General features: G+C 28.7%; 15 protein-coding genes. 9 read left to right on the forward strand and 6 right to left on the reverse strand.

Going from position 1 to position 16863, the window contains the following annotated elements:
• From dapB to Q1A46_RS15640, 5 genes are all read left to right on the forward strand, one after another.
• Positions 1-702 carry a 4-hydroxy-tetrahydrodipicolinate reductase gene (gene dapB / locus Q1A46_RS15620; protein ID WP_299680788.1) on the forward strand — a complete coding sequence of 234 codons (702 nt, stop codon included), beginning with the start codon at positions 1-3 and terminating at the stop codon, positions 700-702.
• A 73-nt stretch (positions 703-775) separates the two neighbouring features.
• Positions 776-2344 carry a signal peptidase I gene (lepB, locus tag Q1A46_RS15625; RefSeq protein WP_299680791.1) on the forward strand — a complete coding sequence of 523 codons (1569 nt, stop codon included), beginning with the start codon at positions 776-778 and terminating at the stop codon, positions 2342-2344.
• Between the two features lies 1 nt (position 2345).
• Positions 2346-2960, forward strand: a complete 615-nt coding sequence (locus Q1A46_RS15630; RefSeq protein ID WP_299680794.1) for a WbqC family protein — start codon at positions 2346-2348, stop codon at positions 2958-2960.
• A 33-nt stretch (positions 2961-2993) separates the two neighbouring features.
• Entirely contained in the window at positions 2994-3587 is a 594-nt protein-coding gene (locus Q1A46_RS15635; protein WP_299680797.1) for a Crp/Fnr family transcriptional regulator, read from the forward strand.
• A gap of 1 nt (position 3588) precedes the next feature.
• Positions 3589-4179: a Crp/Fnr family transcriptional regulator gene (locus tag Q1A46_RS15640; RefSeq protein WP_299680800.1), complete on the forward strand. Its 591-nt coding sequence runs from the start codon at positions 3589-3591 to the stop codon at positions 4177-4179.
• A gap of 125 nt (positions 4180-4304) precedes the next feature.
• On the opposite strand, the gene Q1A46_RS15645 is transcribed toward Q1A46_RS15640, so the two are convergent.
• From Q1A46_RS15645 to Q1A46_RS15660, 4 genes are read right to left on the reverse strand one after another with little or no spacing between them, the layout of a single operon-like run.
• On the reverse strand, positions 4305-5807 hold the full coding sequence (locus tag Q1A46_RS15645) for an oligosaccharide flippase family protein (protein ID WP_299680803.1): 1503 nt from the start codon (positions 5805-5807) through the stop codon (positions 4305-4307).
• A 1-nt stretch (position 5808) separates the two neighbouring features.
• Entirely contained in the window at positions 5809-7095 is a 1287-nt protein-coding gene (locus tag Q1A46_RS15650) for a glycosyltransferase family 4 protein (protein WP_299680806.1), read from the reverse strand.
• The gene (locus Q1A46_RS15655) at positions 7092-8282 is read right to left on the reverse strand and encodes a glycosyltransferase family 4 protein (RefSeq protein WP_299680809.1); all 1191 of its coding nucleotides are present in this window, start codon (positions 8280-8282) and stop codon (positions 7092-7094) included. The genes Q1A46_RS15650 and Q1A46_RS15655 overlap by 4 nt, the downstream gene beginning before the upstream one ends.
• Positions 8279-8806: a methyltransferase gene (locus tag Q1A46_RS15660; protein WP_299680813.1), complete on the reverse strand. Its 528-nt coding sequence runs from the start codon at positions 8804-8806 to the stop codon at positions 8279-8281. The genes Q1A46_RS15655 and Q1A46_RS15660 overlap by 4 nt, the downstream gene beginning before the upstream one ends.
• 268 nt (positions 8807-9074) lie before the next feature.
• Here Q1A46_RS15660 and Q1A46_RS15665 point away from each other — a divergent pair, with 268 nt between their 5' ends.
• Positions 9075-10781 (forward strand): AraC family transcriptional regulator, encoded by a 1707-nt coding sequence (locus Q1A46_RS15665; RefSeq protein WP_299680816.1) that lies wholly within the window; start codon positions 9075-9077, stop codon positions 10779-10781.
• Here the strand turns inward: Q1A46_RS15665 and Q1A46_RS15670 are convergent.
• A complete protein-coding gene (locus Q1A46_RS15670; RefSeq protein WP_299680819.1) occupies positions 10762-13167 on the reverse strand; it encodes a YfhO family protein in 2406 nt (801 codons plus the stop codon). The genes Q1A46_RS15665 and Q1A46_RS15670 overlap by 20 nt on opposite strands.
• Positions 13168-13169: 2 nt before the next feature.
• Positions 13170-13421: a DUF4834 family protein gene (locus tag Q1A46_RS15675; protein ID WP_299680822.1), complete on the reverse strand. Its 252-nt coding sequence runs from the start codon at positions 13419-13421 to the stop codon at positions 13170-13172.
• A 154-nt stretch (positions 13422-13575) separates the two neighbouring features.
• On the opposite strand from Q1A46_RS15675, the gene Q1A46_RS15680 reads away from it, so the two are divergent.
• The 3 genes from Q1A46_RS15680 to Q1A46_RS15690 are packed head-to-tail and all read left to right on the forward strand — an operon-like array spanning position 13576 to position 16775.
• The gene (locus Q1A46_RS15680) at positions 13576-14925 is read left to right on the forward strand and encodes a transporter (RefSeq protein ID WP_299680825.1); all 1350 of its coding nucleotides are present in this window, start codon (positions 13576-13578) and stop codon (positions 14923-14925) included.
• Between the two features lie 18 nt (positions 14926-14943).
• Positions 14944-16062 carry a GTP cyclohydrolase gene (locus tag Q1A46_RS15685; RefSeq protein ID WP_299680828.1) on the forward strand — a complete coding sequence of 373 codons (1119 nt, stop codon included), beginning with the start codon at positions 14944-14946 and terminating at the stop codon, positions 16060-16062.
• Positions 16062-16775, forward strand: a complete 714-nt coding sequence (locus Q1A46_RS15690; RefSeq protein ID WP_299680831.1) for a 16S rRNA (uracil(1498)-N(3))-methyltransferase — start codon at positions 16062-16064, stop codon at positions 16773-16775. Before Q1A46_RS15685 ends, Q1A46_RS15690 begins: the two co-directional genes overlap by 1 nt.
• Positions 16776-16863: the final 88 nt, after the last annotated feature.

The following is a 16863-nucleotide window of genomic DNA, read 5'->3' on the forward strand; positions in this document are numbered from 1 at the left end:
ATGAAAATAGCCTTATTAGGTTACGGAAGAATGGGTAAAGAAATAGAAAAAATTGCCCAACAAAGAGGTCATGAAATCGTAATTAGAGATAATGGAGAAGAAAGTTACGATATTTCTACTGCAGATGTAGCTATAGACTTCAGTATTCCTAGCGCAGCTTACAACAATATCACAAATTGTTTTAAAAATAATATCCCTGTAGTTTCTGGAACTACTGGATGGTTAGATAAATATGATGATGCTTTAGCAGTATGTAAAGAAAATAATGGAGGATTTATTTATGCCTCAAACTTTAGCTTAGGTGTTAATATATTTTTTGAATTAAATAATCAGTTAGCTAAAATGATGGCTGCTTTAGATCAATACAAAGTTGATATTGAAGAAATTCATCACACTAAAAAACTCGACGCACCAAGTGGTACTGCAATTACTTTAGCTGAAGGAATAATAGATAATACCAACAGAAAATCTTGGGAGTTAGATGGAGAAGCTTCTGAAGAAATTATTCCAATTACTGCAGTGAGAACTCCTGATGTACCAGGTACACATACAATTAATTACAACTCTGTAGTTGATGCCATTGAAATAAAGCACACAGCTCATAACAGACAAGGTTTCGCTTTAGGAGCTGTTATTGCTGCAGAATGGTTAAAAAACAAACAAGGAGTATTCACGATGAGAGATGTGTTAAACATTGGTTAAAATAGACTAACTATTTTAACGAAAAAATGTAGATTGCGTCTTAATATTGATAAAAAACTAAACTAGAGAAATTATGTCATTTACAGGATGGTTTATTTTATTTTTAATTATCCAATTCATTCACTTTTTAGGAACTTGGAAATTATATGTTAAAGCAGGAAGAAAAGCTTGGGAAGCTGCTATACCTGTATATAATGCCATAGTTTTATTGGGTATTTTAAAAAGACCTAAATGGTGGGTAATTTTATTATTTATACCTACAGTAAACCTTATTATGTTTCCTGTAATTTGGATAGAAACATGTCGTAGTTTCGGTTTTAAATCTACAAAAGATTCTATTCTAGCAATTGTAACTTTAGGTTTTTACATATTTTACATTTCTTATTTTAATGATACACAATATGATCAGAAAAGAGCCTTAAAAGCTCCAACAGTTGCTGGTGAATGGATAAGCTCTATTGCTTTTGCTATTATCGCTGCAACTTTAGTACACAATTACTTCATAAGACCTTACGTAATTCCTTCTTCATCTCTTGAAAAAACATTATTAGTTGGAGATTATTTATTCGTAAGTAAATTTCATTACGGATCTAGAGTTCCTATGACTACTGTTTCATTACCTATGATTCACGATAGTATTCCAGGTTTAGGAACTAAATCTTACGTGTTTAGTGATGATTATGAAAATAGAAATAACTCTTTAATAAACAAGCTACAGTTACCTTATATGAGGTTACCTGGGTTAAAGAAAATTAAACGAAATGATATTGTAGTTTTTGGTCAACCTGCTGATACGTTAAGAAACATGAATATTCTTACTTCTGACAGAAATTATTACAAGCCTATCGACAAAAAAACAAACTTAGTTAAGCGTTGTGTCGGTGTTGCTGGTGATAGTTTAGAGATTAAGGATGGTTATATTTATATTAACGGTAAAAGAACTGTACTTCCTAAAAGTGCCAAGCCACAATGGAATTTTATTGTAGACACTAATGGAGAAAAATTATCTCCAGGAGATTTAAAGCGTTATAATATCAGAGAAGGATTAGTTTATGGAAATGGTACTTTTTCTTTAACATTAACTGATGCAGAAGCAGCAGCATTAAAGAAAAACCCAAAAGTAAAAAGTATTGAAAAATCTAATCGTCCAAAGGGATATTACGATGATGGAATTTTCCCTCATAATCCAAAATACCCTTGGTCTATAGATAATTTCGGTCCTATTTATATTCCTAAAAAAGGTGCTACCGTAACTTTAAATGCTGAAAGTATCCCTTTTTATAAAAGAATAATTCAAGAATACGAGAAAAATGAATTAACATATTTCGGTGACGATATTTATATCAACGGAAAGAAAGCTGATTCATATACTTTTAAACAAGATTATTACTGGATGATGGGAGACAACAGACAAAACTCTTTAGATGCTAGAGCTTGGGGTTATGTTCCTTTCGATCATGTAATTGGTACTCCTGTAATGGTTTGGTTTAGCTATGATAAAGATACTGGTAGTGTTCGTTGGGACAGAATGTTTACAACGGTTACTAATGGAGAATCTAAATCATATTTTTGGTTTGGTATAGCAGCAGCTTTAGCAATTTTAGCTTTTGTTTTTATGCCAAAAAAGAAAAAAGCAAAATAATTTGAGTCTTTTTATACCCACATATTTTTCACCTATTAGCCAATATGCGGCAATTTTAAAATCTGATAAAGTAGTTTTTGAAAAGGAAGATAACTTTCAAAAACAAACGTACAGAAACAGATGTTATATTTATGGAGCTAACGGAAAGTTATCTTTAAATATCCCTGTAAAACACATTAAAAACGCTTCTGGCAGAAAAAAAACAAAAGATACTTTAGTAGAAAATGACTTTCCATGGCAAAGTCAACATTTTAAATCTATTAAAACTGCATATCAGTCATCTCCTTATTTTGAATTTTTTGAAGATGACATTTCTAAAATCTTTAACAAAAAATACGTATATTTAGTTGATTTAAACATAGATACGTTTTTATTTGTAACAGATGCTTTACAAATTTCTCAAGAATTTTCGGAAACAGAAACGTATGAAATGACACCGTTGCTGAACGATTATAGGGAATTAGCGATCGCAAAGAATGGTGTTTTTGTGGAAACTAAAGAATACATCCAAATGTTTGACCATAAACATGGGTATATTTCTAATTTATCTATTTTGGACCTTCTTTTTATGGAAGGACCAAATGCTTTGACGTATCTTGAGGATACGAACATTTAAACATTAACCCCAATATAACTTCAATTTTTACCCATGATGGAAATTGATTTGATTACATCTTTGCTAAGATCGTATGTGAGTAATCTTTCTGATGAAGCTATTCAACTATTTTCTAGCTTTATTTCTTTAAAAGAATACCCAAGAGATCACATTGTGATTAAAAATAAATCTCAAGCAAAAAAATTTTATATTATAAAATCTGGTATTGTAGGAAGTTTTGCTCAAGATAAAAGGAGTGAAAAAGAATACATACGAGCAATTCATAACGATAAAACAATTTTCACTAATATATCTTCTCTCGACAAAGACGATAATAGAAGTGTAAATTACTACAAGTGTTTATCCAAATGTATTGTATATCAAGGTAGTTACCCTGAGTTTATAGAACAAACACATCTTAACCATGAACTCTCTAATCTTTACAATAGAATATTAGAAGATGCGCTTTTAAAATCACAAAAAAGAATAGATGAACTTTCTTTCATGGATGCTACACAGAGATATCAAGCTTTAAAAAATAACATTCCTAATATAGAAAATTTGATCGCTCAATATCAGATTGCAAGTTATTTGAGCGTTACTCCTGTACAATTAAGTAGAATTCGAAAAAAAATGTACTCTCAGTAGAATGAATGATAATTTTATTTTTGATTTCTGTAGGTTTTACATGAATAATATATCAGATGAAGCTATACAGAAATTTAACAACTTACTTCAGAAACAAGAAATAAAAGCTGGAGAACTAATAAAACCAGGTGATACACCTTATAAAAAATTCCATATTATAGTTCATGGAATAATCGCTAATTACTCACAAGATAAAAAAGCTAATAAAGAATATATTAGAGCTATTTTATTTGAAAAGCATGCTTTTGTTAACCTCTCAGATTTAGATTTAACAGAACGCATATCTACTGATTCTTTTAAATCTTTAACAGATACAGTAATTCTTACAGGTAATTTAAATCAGCTTTTAAAAGAAGCTCAGCAGAATAGTGAATTATTTCTATTTATTAATAAACTGAATCAAGCTTCTATTTATTACTTACAAAATAGGTTAGATCGACTATCATTATTAGACGCTACTAATAGATATCAAATTTTAAAGAGAAGAATTCCTGATATTGAAAACTTAATACCTCAATATCAAATAGCGAGTTATTTAAATATTACACCAGTACAGTTAAGCAGAATTAGAAAAAAACTATACTCTAACTAATTTATAAACCTATGTTTATCAATTAAATGCGTTTTTAACTATAACTTTGTAAATGAAATAATTCCCTATAATTAGCAACAGAGAAAAGGCTTGCTTTCCCCATGAAATTTGATCGCAAGTCTTTCTTACTTCACTATTTTACTTTTCAGTTTTAATACCAATGAATTTAACTGATCTGATATCTTTAATTTAAGTACTATATAAAGATATATTCCTGCAATTAAAATACTTTTTAAGGCAATATTTACCAAATGGTGTATTGGAAGCTTACCAACAAAGAATTCTGGCGTTTTAAAGTTCCAAAAATAGAAAAGACCGAATAAGGCAATGATGATAAAAAATATTTTAGTTGTCTCTTTTGTGTAAGGATTCATTTCAAACTTAGCTTTTACAAACCATAATTTTACTGTGTTAAACACTAGTAATGAAATTAAAGTAGACAAAGCCAATCCATTTGTTCCGAAATTCATTTGATAATAAAACAATTTATTTAAGAAATAAACCGATAATGCCATACCAAATCCAATAGGTAAAACCATTCTATAAAATTTCGAATTATTTATAATATCTCTATTATTACCAAGAGACATTGTATACATTTTAGCAAAAGAAATCATTAAAACAACTAACTCTCCTCCTGCGTAACCTTCTGGCATCATTTTAAATAATTCACCGATACTACAATTCACTAAAAGGAAGAACATTCCACTGATTACTAATAAATTAATAGAACTCTTCTTATATAAACTCTCTACTTCATTTACATTATTCTCGTTTAAAGATTTAGAAGTTAAAGGTTGTAAGATTTGTGCTAAAGCTCTTCCTGGTGCTTCTATAAATGAACCAATATACACTGCTACTGTATAGTAACTTGCTACTTTAATTGCTTCTTTACCAGGTATCATTAATTTATCAATATCAATAATAACAGCTCCTGCACTTCCAGCTAAAAAAACATAGGCAGAATATTTTAAAATCTCTTTTGTATTAATTGGAAATTTAAAATTAAACTTAGGCAAATACGTTTTAAAAGCATAAAACATCATAATCAAGGTTCTAACTATATAAAAACCTGTTAGTGCATATATAAACTCAGATTTATTGATAAAATCAAAGAAAACTGCAATTAATAGAACAAATACTACTGCTCTATTGTAAAACTCTTTAAGTATGTTTCCTAAAACAGTTTTTAAGTGCACCTTAGCCCAAGAATAAAAAACTTCAAAATACGCACAACTAACCGCTACTATATATATTACTAAAGTATAATCTTCTACTTTTCCATCGTTTTTAGCACTCAAACGAGAAATAATGAATTCATGAAAAGCATCCCAGAAAAATCCAATTGGCAATGCTATAAATAATGGGAAAATAATTATTGAAGATAAAAATCGATCTTTCTCTTCTTTAGTATTGTATGAAGAAAAAAACTTTACAATAGTATTATGAATACCAAAAGCTATTAATGGCATTATTAAATTTGATGCTGATAACAAAAAAGTTACTAGACCATGATATTCTTCTTTTAAGATATTAGGATAAAAAGCAATTGCGTTTACTGCACCAATAATAAAACCAAAGTAAATGACTATGGTATTCCTAAAAGATTGTTTAAAAATTATTCCCAAATTATTTTTGAATTAAATCTTTAATAATAACGGATAGTTTTTCAGTTAATTCTCTTCTATGAAAACTATCTACTCCTTTTGATGTTGATTCTAAATTTCCTTTTTTAAAGTTTGAATATAAATTTAAAATTGACTTTTTAGCCAGTTCTTTATTTCTAAAATCAACAGCTACACCTGAATTTGTGTTTGATAAAATTTCTGCTAAATCACCGTCTTCTGGTGCAAAGCCTAAAATTGGTCGATTTGCTTGTAAATATTCGAAAGTTTTACCTGGAATCATCTCTTTTGCACTCGGATAATCATTTACAACAATTAAAAGTACTTGAGATTTTCTTTGATATAATTTAGCTTCTAAATGTGGTACATAACTTACCCTTTTAACATCTTTAAATGCTCTTGATTCAATTTCATTTTCCCAAACTGAATCATCAACTTTACCTATAAATTTAAGTTCCAGATCATCAGCAAATTCAGAATTCTCTTCACTAATCTCAGATAAAGCTTCCCAAAAGGCTTTCGGATTTCTTTCTGAATTCATTGTTCCTATGTGAGTAATACTGAATTTTTTATCCAATTCAACTTTTGCCTCTTCTAAACCCTTTTCAGTATCAAAACCATTAGTGATAACATCAATATTTTTATTAAAGTCTTCATACTTTTTTTTAGCATTTCTACTTACCATAATCACACGATCAGCAGCTCTCACAACTTCTTCCTCTAATTTAAAATGTTTTTTTCTTGCTGAATTTGTTAAAGGTAATAAATGAAAATAATCAATACTTGTCCAAGGATCTCTAAAATCTGCTATCCATTTTATTCCTGTAGCTTCTTTAAGTTTTTTCCCAATGAGATGTAAACTATGAGGTGGACCAGTAGTAATTACTGCATCTACTGAATTTTCTGAAAGATACTTTCTTAGCATTTTCACAGCTGGTTTTACCCAAAATTTTCTAGCGTCTGGAATAAAATAATTTGCCCTTATGTACAAAAGAAGCTTTGATATTAAAGAAGGATTAGGATCTAAAAAACCTGCACTTCTTTGAGTTTCATTCTTCTTGAATTTAGCTACAATATTATTCGGTTCGAAAATCGGACATTTAACAATCTCTATTCCATCTGGAACATCTTGTATTAAAGTTTCATCTACTGTTGGATAAAAAGGATTTTCTGCAGTGAAAACAACCGGTTCTATTCCAAAATCTCTTAAGTATTTTACAAACTTTAACCAACGTTGAACTCCTGGTCCACCAGCAGGTGGCCAATAATATGTTATAACTAATACTTTCAATTTAAATTTTTGTATAAATCTATTAATTCTCCAGAAGTCTTATCCCATGTAAAATGATTTCTAACAAAACTTTCACCATTTTTTCCTAATTTTTCTCTTAAATTAGAATCATGATATAATTTCAACAATTGTTCTGTAAAATCATGTACATCTTTAGCTTTATGAACTAAACCTGCTTCTGTTTCTTTCATTAAAACTTCTTGAGCTAAAACGTCACTAATTAATAGAGGTTTTCCGATACTCATATATTGAAATATCTTATTTGCATATGTAGTATCGTGATGGATATTTTTGTGTAAAGGAGAAACACAAACATCAGACTCTCTAATCCAGTTTGGAAAAGTAGTATCGTATTGCCAACCAAATAACTTAACTTGATCAGAAATACTGTTATCAGAAACCATTTTTTCTAAATACTGACTTGTCTTTCCTACTATTACAAACTTTATATTTTTTATTCCTTTCTCATCTCTTAGTTTTACCAAAGATGATACTACTGTTCTTAAGCCTCTACGTTCACCTGTATCACCAAGGTAAAGTAATGTCAGATCTTCCTTTTGATTCTTGTACGGAATTTCTAAATCATTCTTGTCATTATAAAAAGATGATCTAATCGTATTGGGAACTACTGCAACTTTACTTTTTAGAATTTGAGTTCTATCGACCAATTCTTTTTTTGCGTGTTTTGTTACAACAATAACTTTACTCGCATTTTTTACAAACGCTTCCTCTTTTTTAATCCATTTTTTTATTGAGATTAATAATTTCCCATAAAGCTTTTGCATATGAGGATAAAACCTCATTATTTCTGGTCTGTTTTCGTGTAAATCTAAAACAGTTGGTAAGTTAAATTTTTTGTTGGCTAAAAAAGCAGCTCCTGCAATTCTTATATCATGAATATGGATAACTTCAACTGAAGTATTTTTAATGAAATCTTTGATTTTAGAACTCATTAAAATATTGTAAAAAGGAAAAGTATATGCTAAAGCAGATAACTTATACTCTATAGTATTACTAGTATATCTTCTTACTTTAATTCCATTAATTTCTTCTTCTACTTTTTCATTCTTATCATATGAAAGACAAAACAAGTAAACCTCATGTCCTTCCTTAATAAGTTCTATCGCTTCATTTTCAACTCTAGGATCAGGTGGATAAACATTATCCAATATCATGCCTATTCTCATAACTCACTTTTTCGTTCGGCATAAACTGCGTAATACCTAGGTGTAAACGTACGCAACAAAGGTCTTATTCCAATTTTATTTGTTGGGTTAGTCCATTTATCTGTTTCTTTAATCTCCCAACCTGTTTTTTCTAATAACCAATCGAATTGCCAATCTTCAAATTCATGATAATGTCTATCCCACATATCATTTTTACTTCTGTATGCAGTAGAAAACCATAAACGTAAAGGAACAGTTGTTATTAATTTATCACATTCGATAGCTTGCAACACTGAAAAAGGAGACAATAAGTGTTCAAAAATTTCAAAAGAAGTAACTGCATCTACTTTGTAGTTTTTAACAAGTTCTGGAATTAAATCTAAATCTTCTCCATTTGTATTAAAAACTGTATATCCATTCTCTTCCATAATTTCACTAAATGGATTTCTTACTCCTAAATCTAAAACTGTAGCTGGTGCAGGTAATACTTTTTGCAGTAAACTTAATGTTTTATTGTATCTGTTTTTTGGTAACTTTTTGTACATTTTAAAAACATAATCTTTAACAAAACAAATCTATTGATTATAAATAGAACTTTACCTAAAAGTTATGAAATAAAAAAAGGAGTTTCAAAACTCCTTACATAGTTCTCCCATCGCTATTTTCCCTGCGTTACGTTTCTTTGACTTTTATAGATCTACAAAACTAATTTTATTCACAATATTTAAAAAGTTTTATATTGCACATTTTATAAAATGTATGCAAACTTCTTAGCTAAAAAGAAGAAAAACCAACCAAATAATCCGCTGTAAATTGAAAGAAAAATTATTCTTTTTATTCATTCTTGTGTGCTCTTTTTGCGGAGCTCAACTTGATTCTAGAGAAGATTTTGAGGTTAAATTGTCTTATTATAAAGACTCAAATCTCGATAGTTTATATTATTATGCAAATAAAAATATAAACTCAAAAAACTTATGCGTTCGATTAAGCTGTAAAAATGCTATTATATATTATCATTATAAAAATAAGAATTATAGCGAAGTAGAAAAACAAGCCATAAAATTACTTGAAGAAACAAATTTCATCTTACAAAACGACAATATTAATCCTTGTGTAATTAAAACTAAAATAGGAGTTTTTAACCGTTTATTTTGGTTATATAAAAACACTGAAGAATTTGAAAAAGCGTATAATGAACTTGTAAAATTTTCAGATTATGTAAAGTCTATTGATGATAAAAAAATTGATAAATTTCATTACTTGGTCACTATAGAGATGTCTAAAGCTTTAATAAAAAATGAATTAAAGTTAGAAGATGATTCAAAAGAAATTTTATTAAAAGTTGTACGAGCATTAAAGAATAAAAAAGCTGATCAAACAGATACAATTAATTTTAATAATATTATAACTAAAAAAGCTGATGCTAATAATCTACTCGGTAAAACATATTTACTTTTAAGTAAAAATAAAAACAATACAGCACTTTTAGATTCTACAATACATTACTATAACGAAGCTTATAAGTATACCAAACTTTTTATACCTGTACATTCTGACTCTGAACTAATGTATACTTTAAAAATGACAGAAGTATACATTGCTAAAGGAGAATACCAAAAAGCTTTAGATCTTGTAGATACATATTCTAAAATTAGTAATGGTCATGAATATCGTCAGGAAGCTTATTTGAACAAAGCTATTTGTTTTCAAAATTTAAAGAGAATTGATTCAGCTATTTTTTATGCTCAAAAGTTAATTAGAATTCAAAATATTAGAAAGAGTTCTTTAGTTACTGGCTATAATATTTTATCAGATCAATATTTTAAAAACAGAAAGCTTGATAGTGCTTACAAATACTCTGAATTAACAATTAAAGAAATTGATGAAACTAGAGCCCGTAAAGACAAAACTTATCAATTATTATACGATAACGATATCGAAAAAATTAAAGAGCTTAACAAATCCATAATAAAAAGTGAGAAGAATAAATACACGAATATCATTTTAGGCTGTATTTTCATTTTATTAATTGCTTCTGGATTCTTTCTCTTCAAAAGAAAAAAATACAAAAAAGAAATTGTAGGCATTCAAAATAAAGAAAAAGAAGAAAACATTGAGATTGAAACTCCTAAAGAAAAAGAATCTCAAAAAGTTGAGTATAATATTGACGAAGAACTTGAAAAGAAAATTTTAACTAAAATTGATACTGTAGACAATGAGCTTAGCTTTTTGAAATCTGATTTCACAATAAACACATTAGCTAAAGCACTAGAGACAAATTCTACTTACATTTCGTTTGTTTTCAATAAAAATAAAAACGAAACATTTAAACAATATTACAGTAGAAAAAAGATAGATTATATTGTAGAAAAGCTAAACAATGATAAAGTATATCGTAATTATTCTGTACAAGCATTAGCAGAAGAAGTTGGATATACAAACGCTTCTGCTTTTACTAGAGTCTTTAAAAAATATATGAATATTACTCCTTCAGTTTACATTAAGAATTTAAAGGAGTAGTTTTCTTTTTTTCTAAATAATACCATCCTATACAAACCAAAACAAATAAAGCTAAGAAGATTAAAGATATTTTATTTCCAGTTTGAATTACTTTTGGCTCAAATTTAAACTCGATTTTATGTTCTCCTTTAGGAAGATTCATACCTCTTAGAACATAATTTACTTGATAGTGTGGTTCTAATTTTCCATCAACATAAGCATTCCAGCCATCTTTATAATAGATCTCAGAAAATACAGCAAACTGATTATTAGTAGATTTACTTTTATATGTTAAATGATTTGGTTCATACTTTTCAAGACGAATAAACGATAAGGAGTCTTTAGCATAAGTATCTGTACCTGAATAATCACTTTTTCTAATAACGGCTTGTTCTTTAGTATTAATCGATTTTAAAGCTTTCATTTCATCATTCGCTGAATCTACTATGTCTAACTTAGAAACAAACCATGCATTTCCATTAGCTTTATCATTTAGTTGAATGTCTGTTTCACTACCTATGAAGTATTTCGTATTTAACATATTCAACATTTCCAAATTATTCTGAGCAATTTGATATTCGAAAAGCTCTTGATAACGCATCATTTTAGCTGCATGATACCCTCCTATTGAGTTATGAAAATAAGAAGTTCTACCTTCATTCATTAAGTTGGTAGAAAAATTAGCTACTCTAAAATGAGTTTTGTCTTGTAATATTTTTTTATCAGCTTCATTTGCAATAAAAGGTCTTTCTACATTTCTAGCTGAAGTAAAATCGTCTTTATTAACATATCTTAAATCTACACTTAGTAAATCAAAAAGTAATAAAACACTTACGGTAATAATTACTGGTGCTAACTTTACTTTGTCTTTTAAAAACAACCATAAAACTCCTCCTGAAAGTATTACTAAAATTAAGGATCTTAACGTATCTGTAAGCAACATAGATTTTCTATCAGCTATTAAAGCTTCAACTAAAGCTGGTAATTGTTTATACTGCTCATCTCTTATTCCTTCGAAGGTAGAAGACATGTGTGCAAAAATTAACCCTGCAATAATTACTCCACCTGTAGTCAAAACTGCATTTATTAATCCTTTTGTTTTTTCTTCTGCAGTTTGTTTGCTATAAAAGAACTCTTTGAGACCTAAAACACCTAATAAAGGCACACATAATTCGGCAATTACTTGTATTGAAGAAACTGCTCTGAATTTATTGTAAAGTGGTACATAATCGATAAATAAATTAGTTAAGATCGAGAAGTTTTTACCCCAACTAAGTAATAAAGAAAAAATCGTAGCACTAACTAACCAATATTTCAGCTTTCCTCTTACAAAGAAAATTCCGAGAAAAAATAAAAACCAAACTACTGCCCCAATGTAAGCTGGAGCTTCTACAATTGGTTGTTCACCCCAATAGGTTAATACTTGTTCTGAATAATCTTTAGCAACAGCTTTTCCTGCGTTTTTTTCTAAAGTTTTATAAAATTCAGAATCTTCACCTAATTTTTCAACTGTTCCACCTCCCATGTAACGAGGAATAATTAGATTGAAAGTTTCTAAAATGCCATAACTATATTCTGTAATATAAGCTTTATCTAAACCTTTTGTTTTCTTTTTAGGAGATCCATCTGGATTTATAGTTAACTCAGATTTTCCTCTTGTACTAAAGTTTGCATATTCTTTAGTGGATAATAATCGTGTTGAATTAGTTCCAATACCAATAATAAAAGCTACTAGTAAAACTCCTACTTGTTTAGCAAAAGTTGGTAATTCTTTATTCTTAAAGGCATCTATCACTTCTACAATTCCTAAAATCAGAATACAAAAACCTAAATAGTAGGTCATCTGTATATGATTAGCTGCTATCTCTAAGGCCATAGCTAAAGAAGTAACTATAAAACCTAACAAATATCTTTTTTTAAAAACATATAAAACTCCTGCAATTACAGCTGGCATGTATGCTATTGTATGCGCTTTGGCATTATGCCCAGCACCAAAAATGATAATCAAATACGTTGAAAAACCAAAAGCTAAACTTCCTAAAATAGAAACTTTCCAATCTACTTTTAAAGCATTTAATAGTAAAAAGAAACCTAAAAAATATAAAAATAAATAATCTGCTGGCCTGGGTAGAAAACGTAACAAATAATCTAACTCTTTAACAAAATCGTTTGGAAACCTTGCCCCTACTTGATATGAAGGCATTCCACTGAAAGCATTACCAATCCAATAAGGTTCTTTATTTTCTTCTGCTCTAAAATCATTCATCTCTTTAGCCATACCAATATACTGTGTGATATCGCTTTGTTTGATTTGTTTTCCTCCTAAAACAGGGTTAAAATATAATAAAGAAGCAACTATAAATAATACAATTGCTCCTACGTGAGGTAAATACTTCGTAAGTTTCATGGTTAGTCTATTTCTTCAAAATCAATATATTCACCTACTGATTTATCGCTTTGTTTATTTGAATTTGGCTTTTTATCAATTACTGTTTCTCCAACTTTAATATCACTTGCAGTATTTTGACGGTTCTGATTTCTCATCTTCTCTTCCATCTTACTCATAGCTTTTTTCATTAAATATGGAGCAAACAATCTTGCTAAAAATTTAAATGAATAGTAAATTATACCAATTATAAGAAGTGTTTTTATTAAACCCATATAATTTTTATTGCAGTATCTTGTTAATAGTTTTTCTAAAAATCATTCAAAAATAACAATTTGAGCCAAAACCTTGCGTTAATAGTTTGGTAAACTTAATGGATTGATATTTTTACTGTATGTTTGTAACTGTTGTAAATTGTACGTGTTGATTATGATGAAAAGACTTTTTTATTTACTCCCCCTAATTGTTGCATTTCCTTTATTTGCACAATATACCGATGTCATAAATTCAAATAGGCCAGGATTTTCTGAAAGTCCTTATAGTGTTGGTGTTGGAGTTTATCAACTAGAAACTAGCATTTTTCATAGGCAATTCGAAGCTCAGACTCCTATTTTTAGTAATCCAAGAGCTACTGGATTAGACTTGCATTTTAGAATGGGTGCCATAGATGAAAAGTTAGAATTTAGTCTTACAACTGCTTTGCAAAGCAATCAATTTGCTTTTACAAATGTATTTCAATCTACAAGATCTCAGTTTAGTTTAGGTCAATTAACTATAGCTGCTAAGTATTTAGTGTATAAACCTACATATCAAGATAAGTCTAAAGAAATTAGAAGTTGGAAAAAAAGACATTCTTTTGACTGGAAAAGATGGATTCCTCACGTAGCTGTTTATGGAGGATTTAATGTTGGTTCTATTTTGAATGATTTTCATTCTAGAGGTGGAATTACACCAAAGATTGGAGTTTTATTACAAAATGAGTTTTCACACAAACTAAATGTAGTTACAAATATCCACTACAATTATATTGGAGGCTATTTACCAGAATTATCTTACGTAGTTACTGGAACCTATAATTTTAACGATAGATGGTCTGGATTTGCAGAACATCAAGCTTTATTTAACAAACAAGAAAACCAAAGTAATTTGGGAGCTGGTGCAGCATATTTATTGAATAAAAACTTACAAATAAATTCATCACTTAGAGCTACTTTCCAAGAAGAAACTGTTGGTTTTTATGGAAGTGTTGGAGTTTCTTATAGATTAGATAGACATGTTGATCAGTTTGAAGAACTTGATGAATTTGGAAATAAAATAGAAGACGATGAAGTTCAAACCTATAATAAAGGTTTCTTTGGAAGAATGATTGATAAGATAAAAGGTATATTTAAGAAGAAAGATAAAACTGAACCTCAGTTAGAAGAAGGCACAACTATCGAAGAGGTAAACGAAAAACCAAGAGGTAGAACTCGTAAAAAGTCAATTTTAGATGATTTAACTAAAAAAGACGAAAAGGCAAAAAAGAAAACTACCAAAGAAAAGAAGAAAGCTGCCAAAAAGAAGAAAAAAGCAGAAGAAAAAGCACTAAGGAAAGCTCAAAAAGAAAAGGAGAAAGAAGAAAAAAGAAAGAAAAAAGAACAAGAAAAGCTAGAAAAAGAAATTAAAAAATTAGAAGAAGAACTGAAAAAAGAAGAGGAAGAAGAAAAAAAGAAAGAGGAAAAGAAAAAGAAGAAAGAAAAAGACAAAAAAGAGAAAGAAGAACAAAAAGAAGACCAATAGAAATCATACATTTGTTTTATGATTCAACTAAAGGAAATAAAAACAAGAAAGGAAATAAAACAATTTGTTTTATTTCCTTTTTCTTTATACAAAGGCAATAAATACTGGGTTCCTCCTATTATTAACGATGAAATAAATAATTTCGATAGTAATGTTAATCCTGTTTTCGAACACGCTGATGCTAGACTTTTTGTCGCTATTAGAAATAAAAAAATAGTTGGTCGTATTGCTGTGATTATAAATAACTACGAAGTTGAAAAACAAGGAATAAAAAAAGTACGTTTTGGCTGGTTTGAAGTTATTGATGATATTGAAGTTACCAAAGTTTTAATAAATAAAGCGAAGGAAATAGGAAAAGAAAAAGGCCTAGAATATGTTGAAGGTCCTGTAGGCTTTAATAATTTAGATAAAACAGGTGTTTTAACCGAAGGATTTGATCATATTGGGACTATGATCACTTGGTACAATCTTCCTTACTATAAAGATCATTTAGAACAATTAGGTTTTGTTAAAGAAAAAGAATATTTAGAAAACAAATTCGAATTTAAAAATGTAAATGCAAAGAAATACGAGAAAGCAGGAAATTTAATCCAAAGAAGATATAACTTAAAAGAGATTACATTTACAAATACCAAAGACATTATGCCTTATGTAGATGAAATGTTCGAATTATTTAGTAAAACTTATTCTAAGTTATCTACTTATGTTCCTATTTCTAATGCGCAAATAGAGTTTTTTAAGAAAAAATACATTTCATTTATCAATCCTGAATACATTAAATTTGTTGTAGATAGTGAAAATAAAATGGTCGCATTTTCTATAGTTATGCCTTCTTTCTCTAAAGCTTTACAAAAGGCTAAAGGAAAATTATTTCCATTTGGTTTATTTCATTTACTAAGAGCTAGAAAATACGCAAAGGATATTACCTTTTATTTAATCGGAGTACATCCTGATTATCAAAACAAAGGAGTAACAGCAATCATTTTTAGAGAAAATATAAGAACATTTACAGCTAAAGGAATTCAAAATTGTATTAGAACTCCTGAATTAGAAGACAATACAGCTATTTTCAAAATTTGGAAAGATTTTCAACCAGTTACACATAAAAGAAGACGAACTTATCGATTAAATTTATAATGCAACTATTTTTTAATCCAGAAATAACAAAGGAAACTAAAGAAATCATCTTTAATAAAGAAGAAAGTCGTCACATTGTCAAAGTACTTCGAAAAAACAGTGATGATAAACTTATTATAACCAATGGTAAAGGAACAGTTTTTACCGCTACCATAATAGTACCTAGCGATAAAAAATGTGTTGCTAAGATTATAGATTTTGAGCAAAAAACTAAAGAATGGAATTATCATCTTCATTTAGCTATTGCTCCTACCAAAAACATGGATCGTTTAGAATGGTTTGTTGAAAAGGCCACAGAAATAGGTATTGATGAAATAACCCCAATAATCTGTAACAATTCAGAAAGAAAAGTTGTAAAAACAGAACGTTTACATAAAATAATGTTAGCTGCCATGAAACAATCTTTAAAGTTTCATGCAGTGACTATTAATGAACCTATAAAATTTTCAGAATTTATTAAACAAGAAAATTCTGGAGACAAGTTTATTGCTCATTGTTATCCTTCGGAGAAAACAAGTTTAAACAATGTATCTAGTTTCAATTCTAATATTACTATTTTAATTGGTCCGGAAGGAGATTTTTCTGAAGAAGAAGTATCATTAGCCACGCAGTCCAATTACACAACTATATCATTAGGAAAAAGTCGTTTAAGAACAGAAACTGCAGCTTTAACAGCTGTTCAACATATTAGTTTTTTACATTATAATAGCTAACTATATGTAATTAAGGGGAAAAGTACCCGTTCTATAAATTTCATAAAATCATTTATTTTATTAAATTTATGTCCCCCTAACCCCAACC

Source organism: uncultured Tenacibaculum sp. (assembly GCF_947502995.1).
GTDB lineage: Bacteria > Bacteroidota > Bacteroidia > Flavobacteriales > Flavobacteriaceae > Polaribacter.

Coding starts and splice junctions, on each gene's coding strand:
- dapB (WP_299680788.1), top strand. CDS start 1: ATGAAAATAGCCTTATTAGGTTACGGAAGAATGGGTAAAGAAATAGAA.
- lepB (WP_299680791.1), top strand. CDS start 776: ATGTCATTTACAGGATGGTTTATTTTATTTTTAATTATCCAATTCATT.
- Q1A46_RS15635 (WP_299680797.1), top strand. CDS start 2,994: ATGATGGAAATTGATTTGATTACATCTTTGCTAAGATCGTATGTGAGT.
- Q1A46_RS15640 (WP_299680800.1), top strand. CDS start 3,589: ATGAATGATAATTTTATTTTTGATTTCTGTAGGTTTTACATGAATAAT.
- Q1A46_RS15655 (WP_299680809.1), bottom strand. CDS start 8,282: ATGAGAATAGGCATGATATTGGATAATGTTTATCCACCTGATCCTAGA.
- Q1A46_RS15660 (WP_299680813.1), bottom strand. CDS start 8,806: ATGTACAAAAAGTTACCAAAAAACAGATACAATAAAACATTAAGTTTA.
- Q1A46_RS15670 (WP_299680819.1), bottom strand. CDS start 13,167: ATGAAACTTACGAAGTATTTACCTCACGTAGGAGCAATTGTATTATTT.
- Q1A46_RS15675 (WP_299680822.1), bottom strand. CDS start 13,421: ATGGGTTTAATAAAAACACTTCTTATAATTGGTATAATTTACTATTCA.
- Q1A46_RS15680 (WP_299680825.1), top strand. CDS start 13,576: ATGATGAAAAGACTTTTTTATTTACTCCCCCTAATTGTTGCATTTCCT.
- Q1A46_RS15685 (WP_299680828.1), top strand. CDS start 14,944: ATGATTCAACTAAAGGAAATAAAAACAAGAAAGGAAATAAAACAATTT.
- Q1A46_RS15690 (WP_299680831.1), top strand. CDS start 16,062: ATGCAACTATTTTTTAATCCAGAAATAACAAAGGAAACTAAAGAAATC.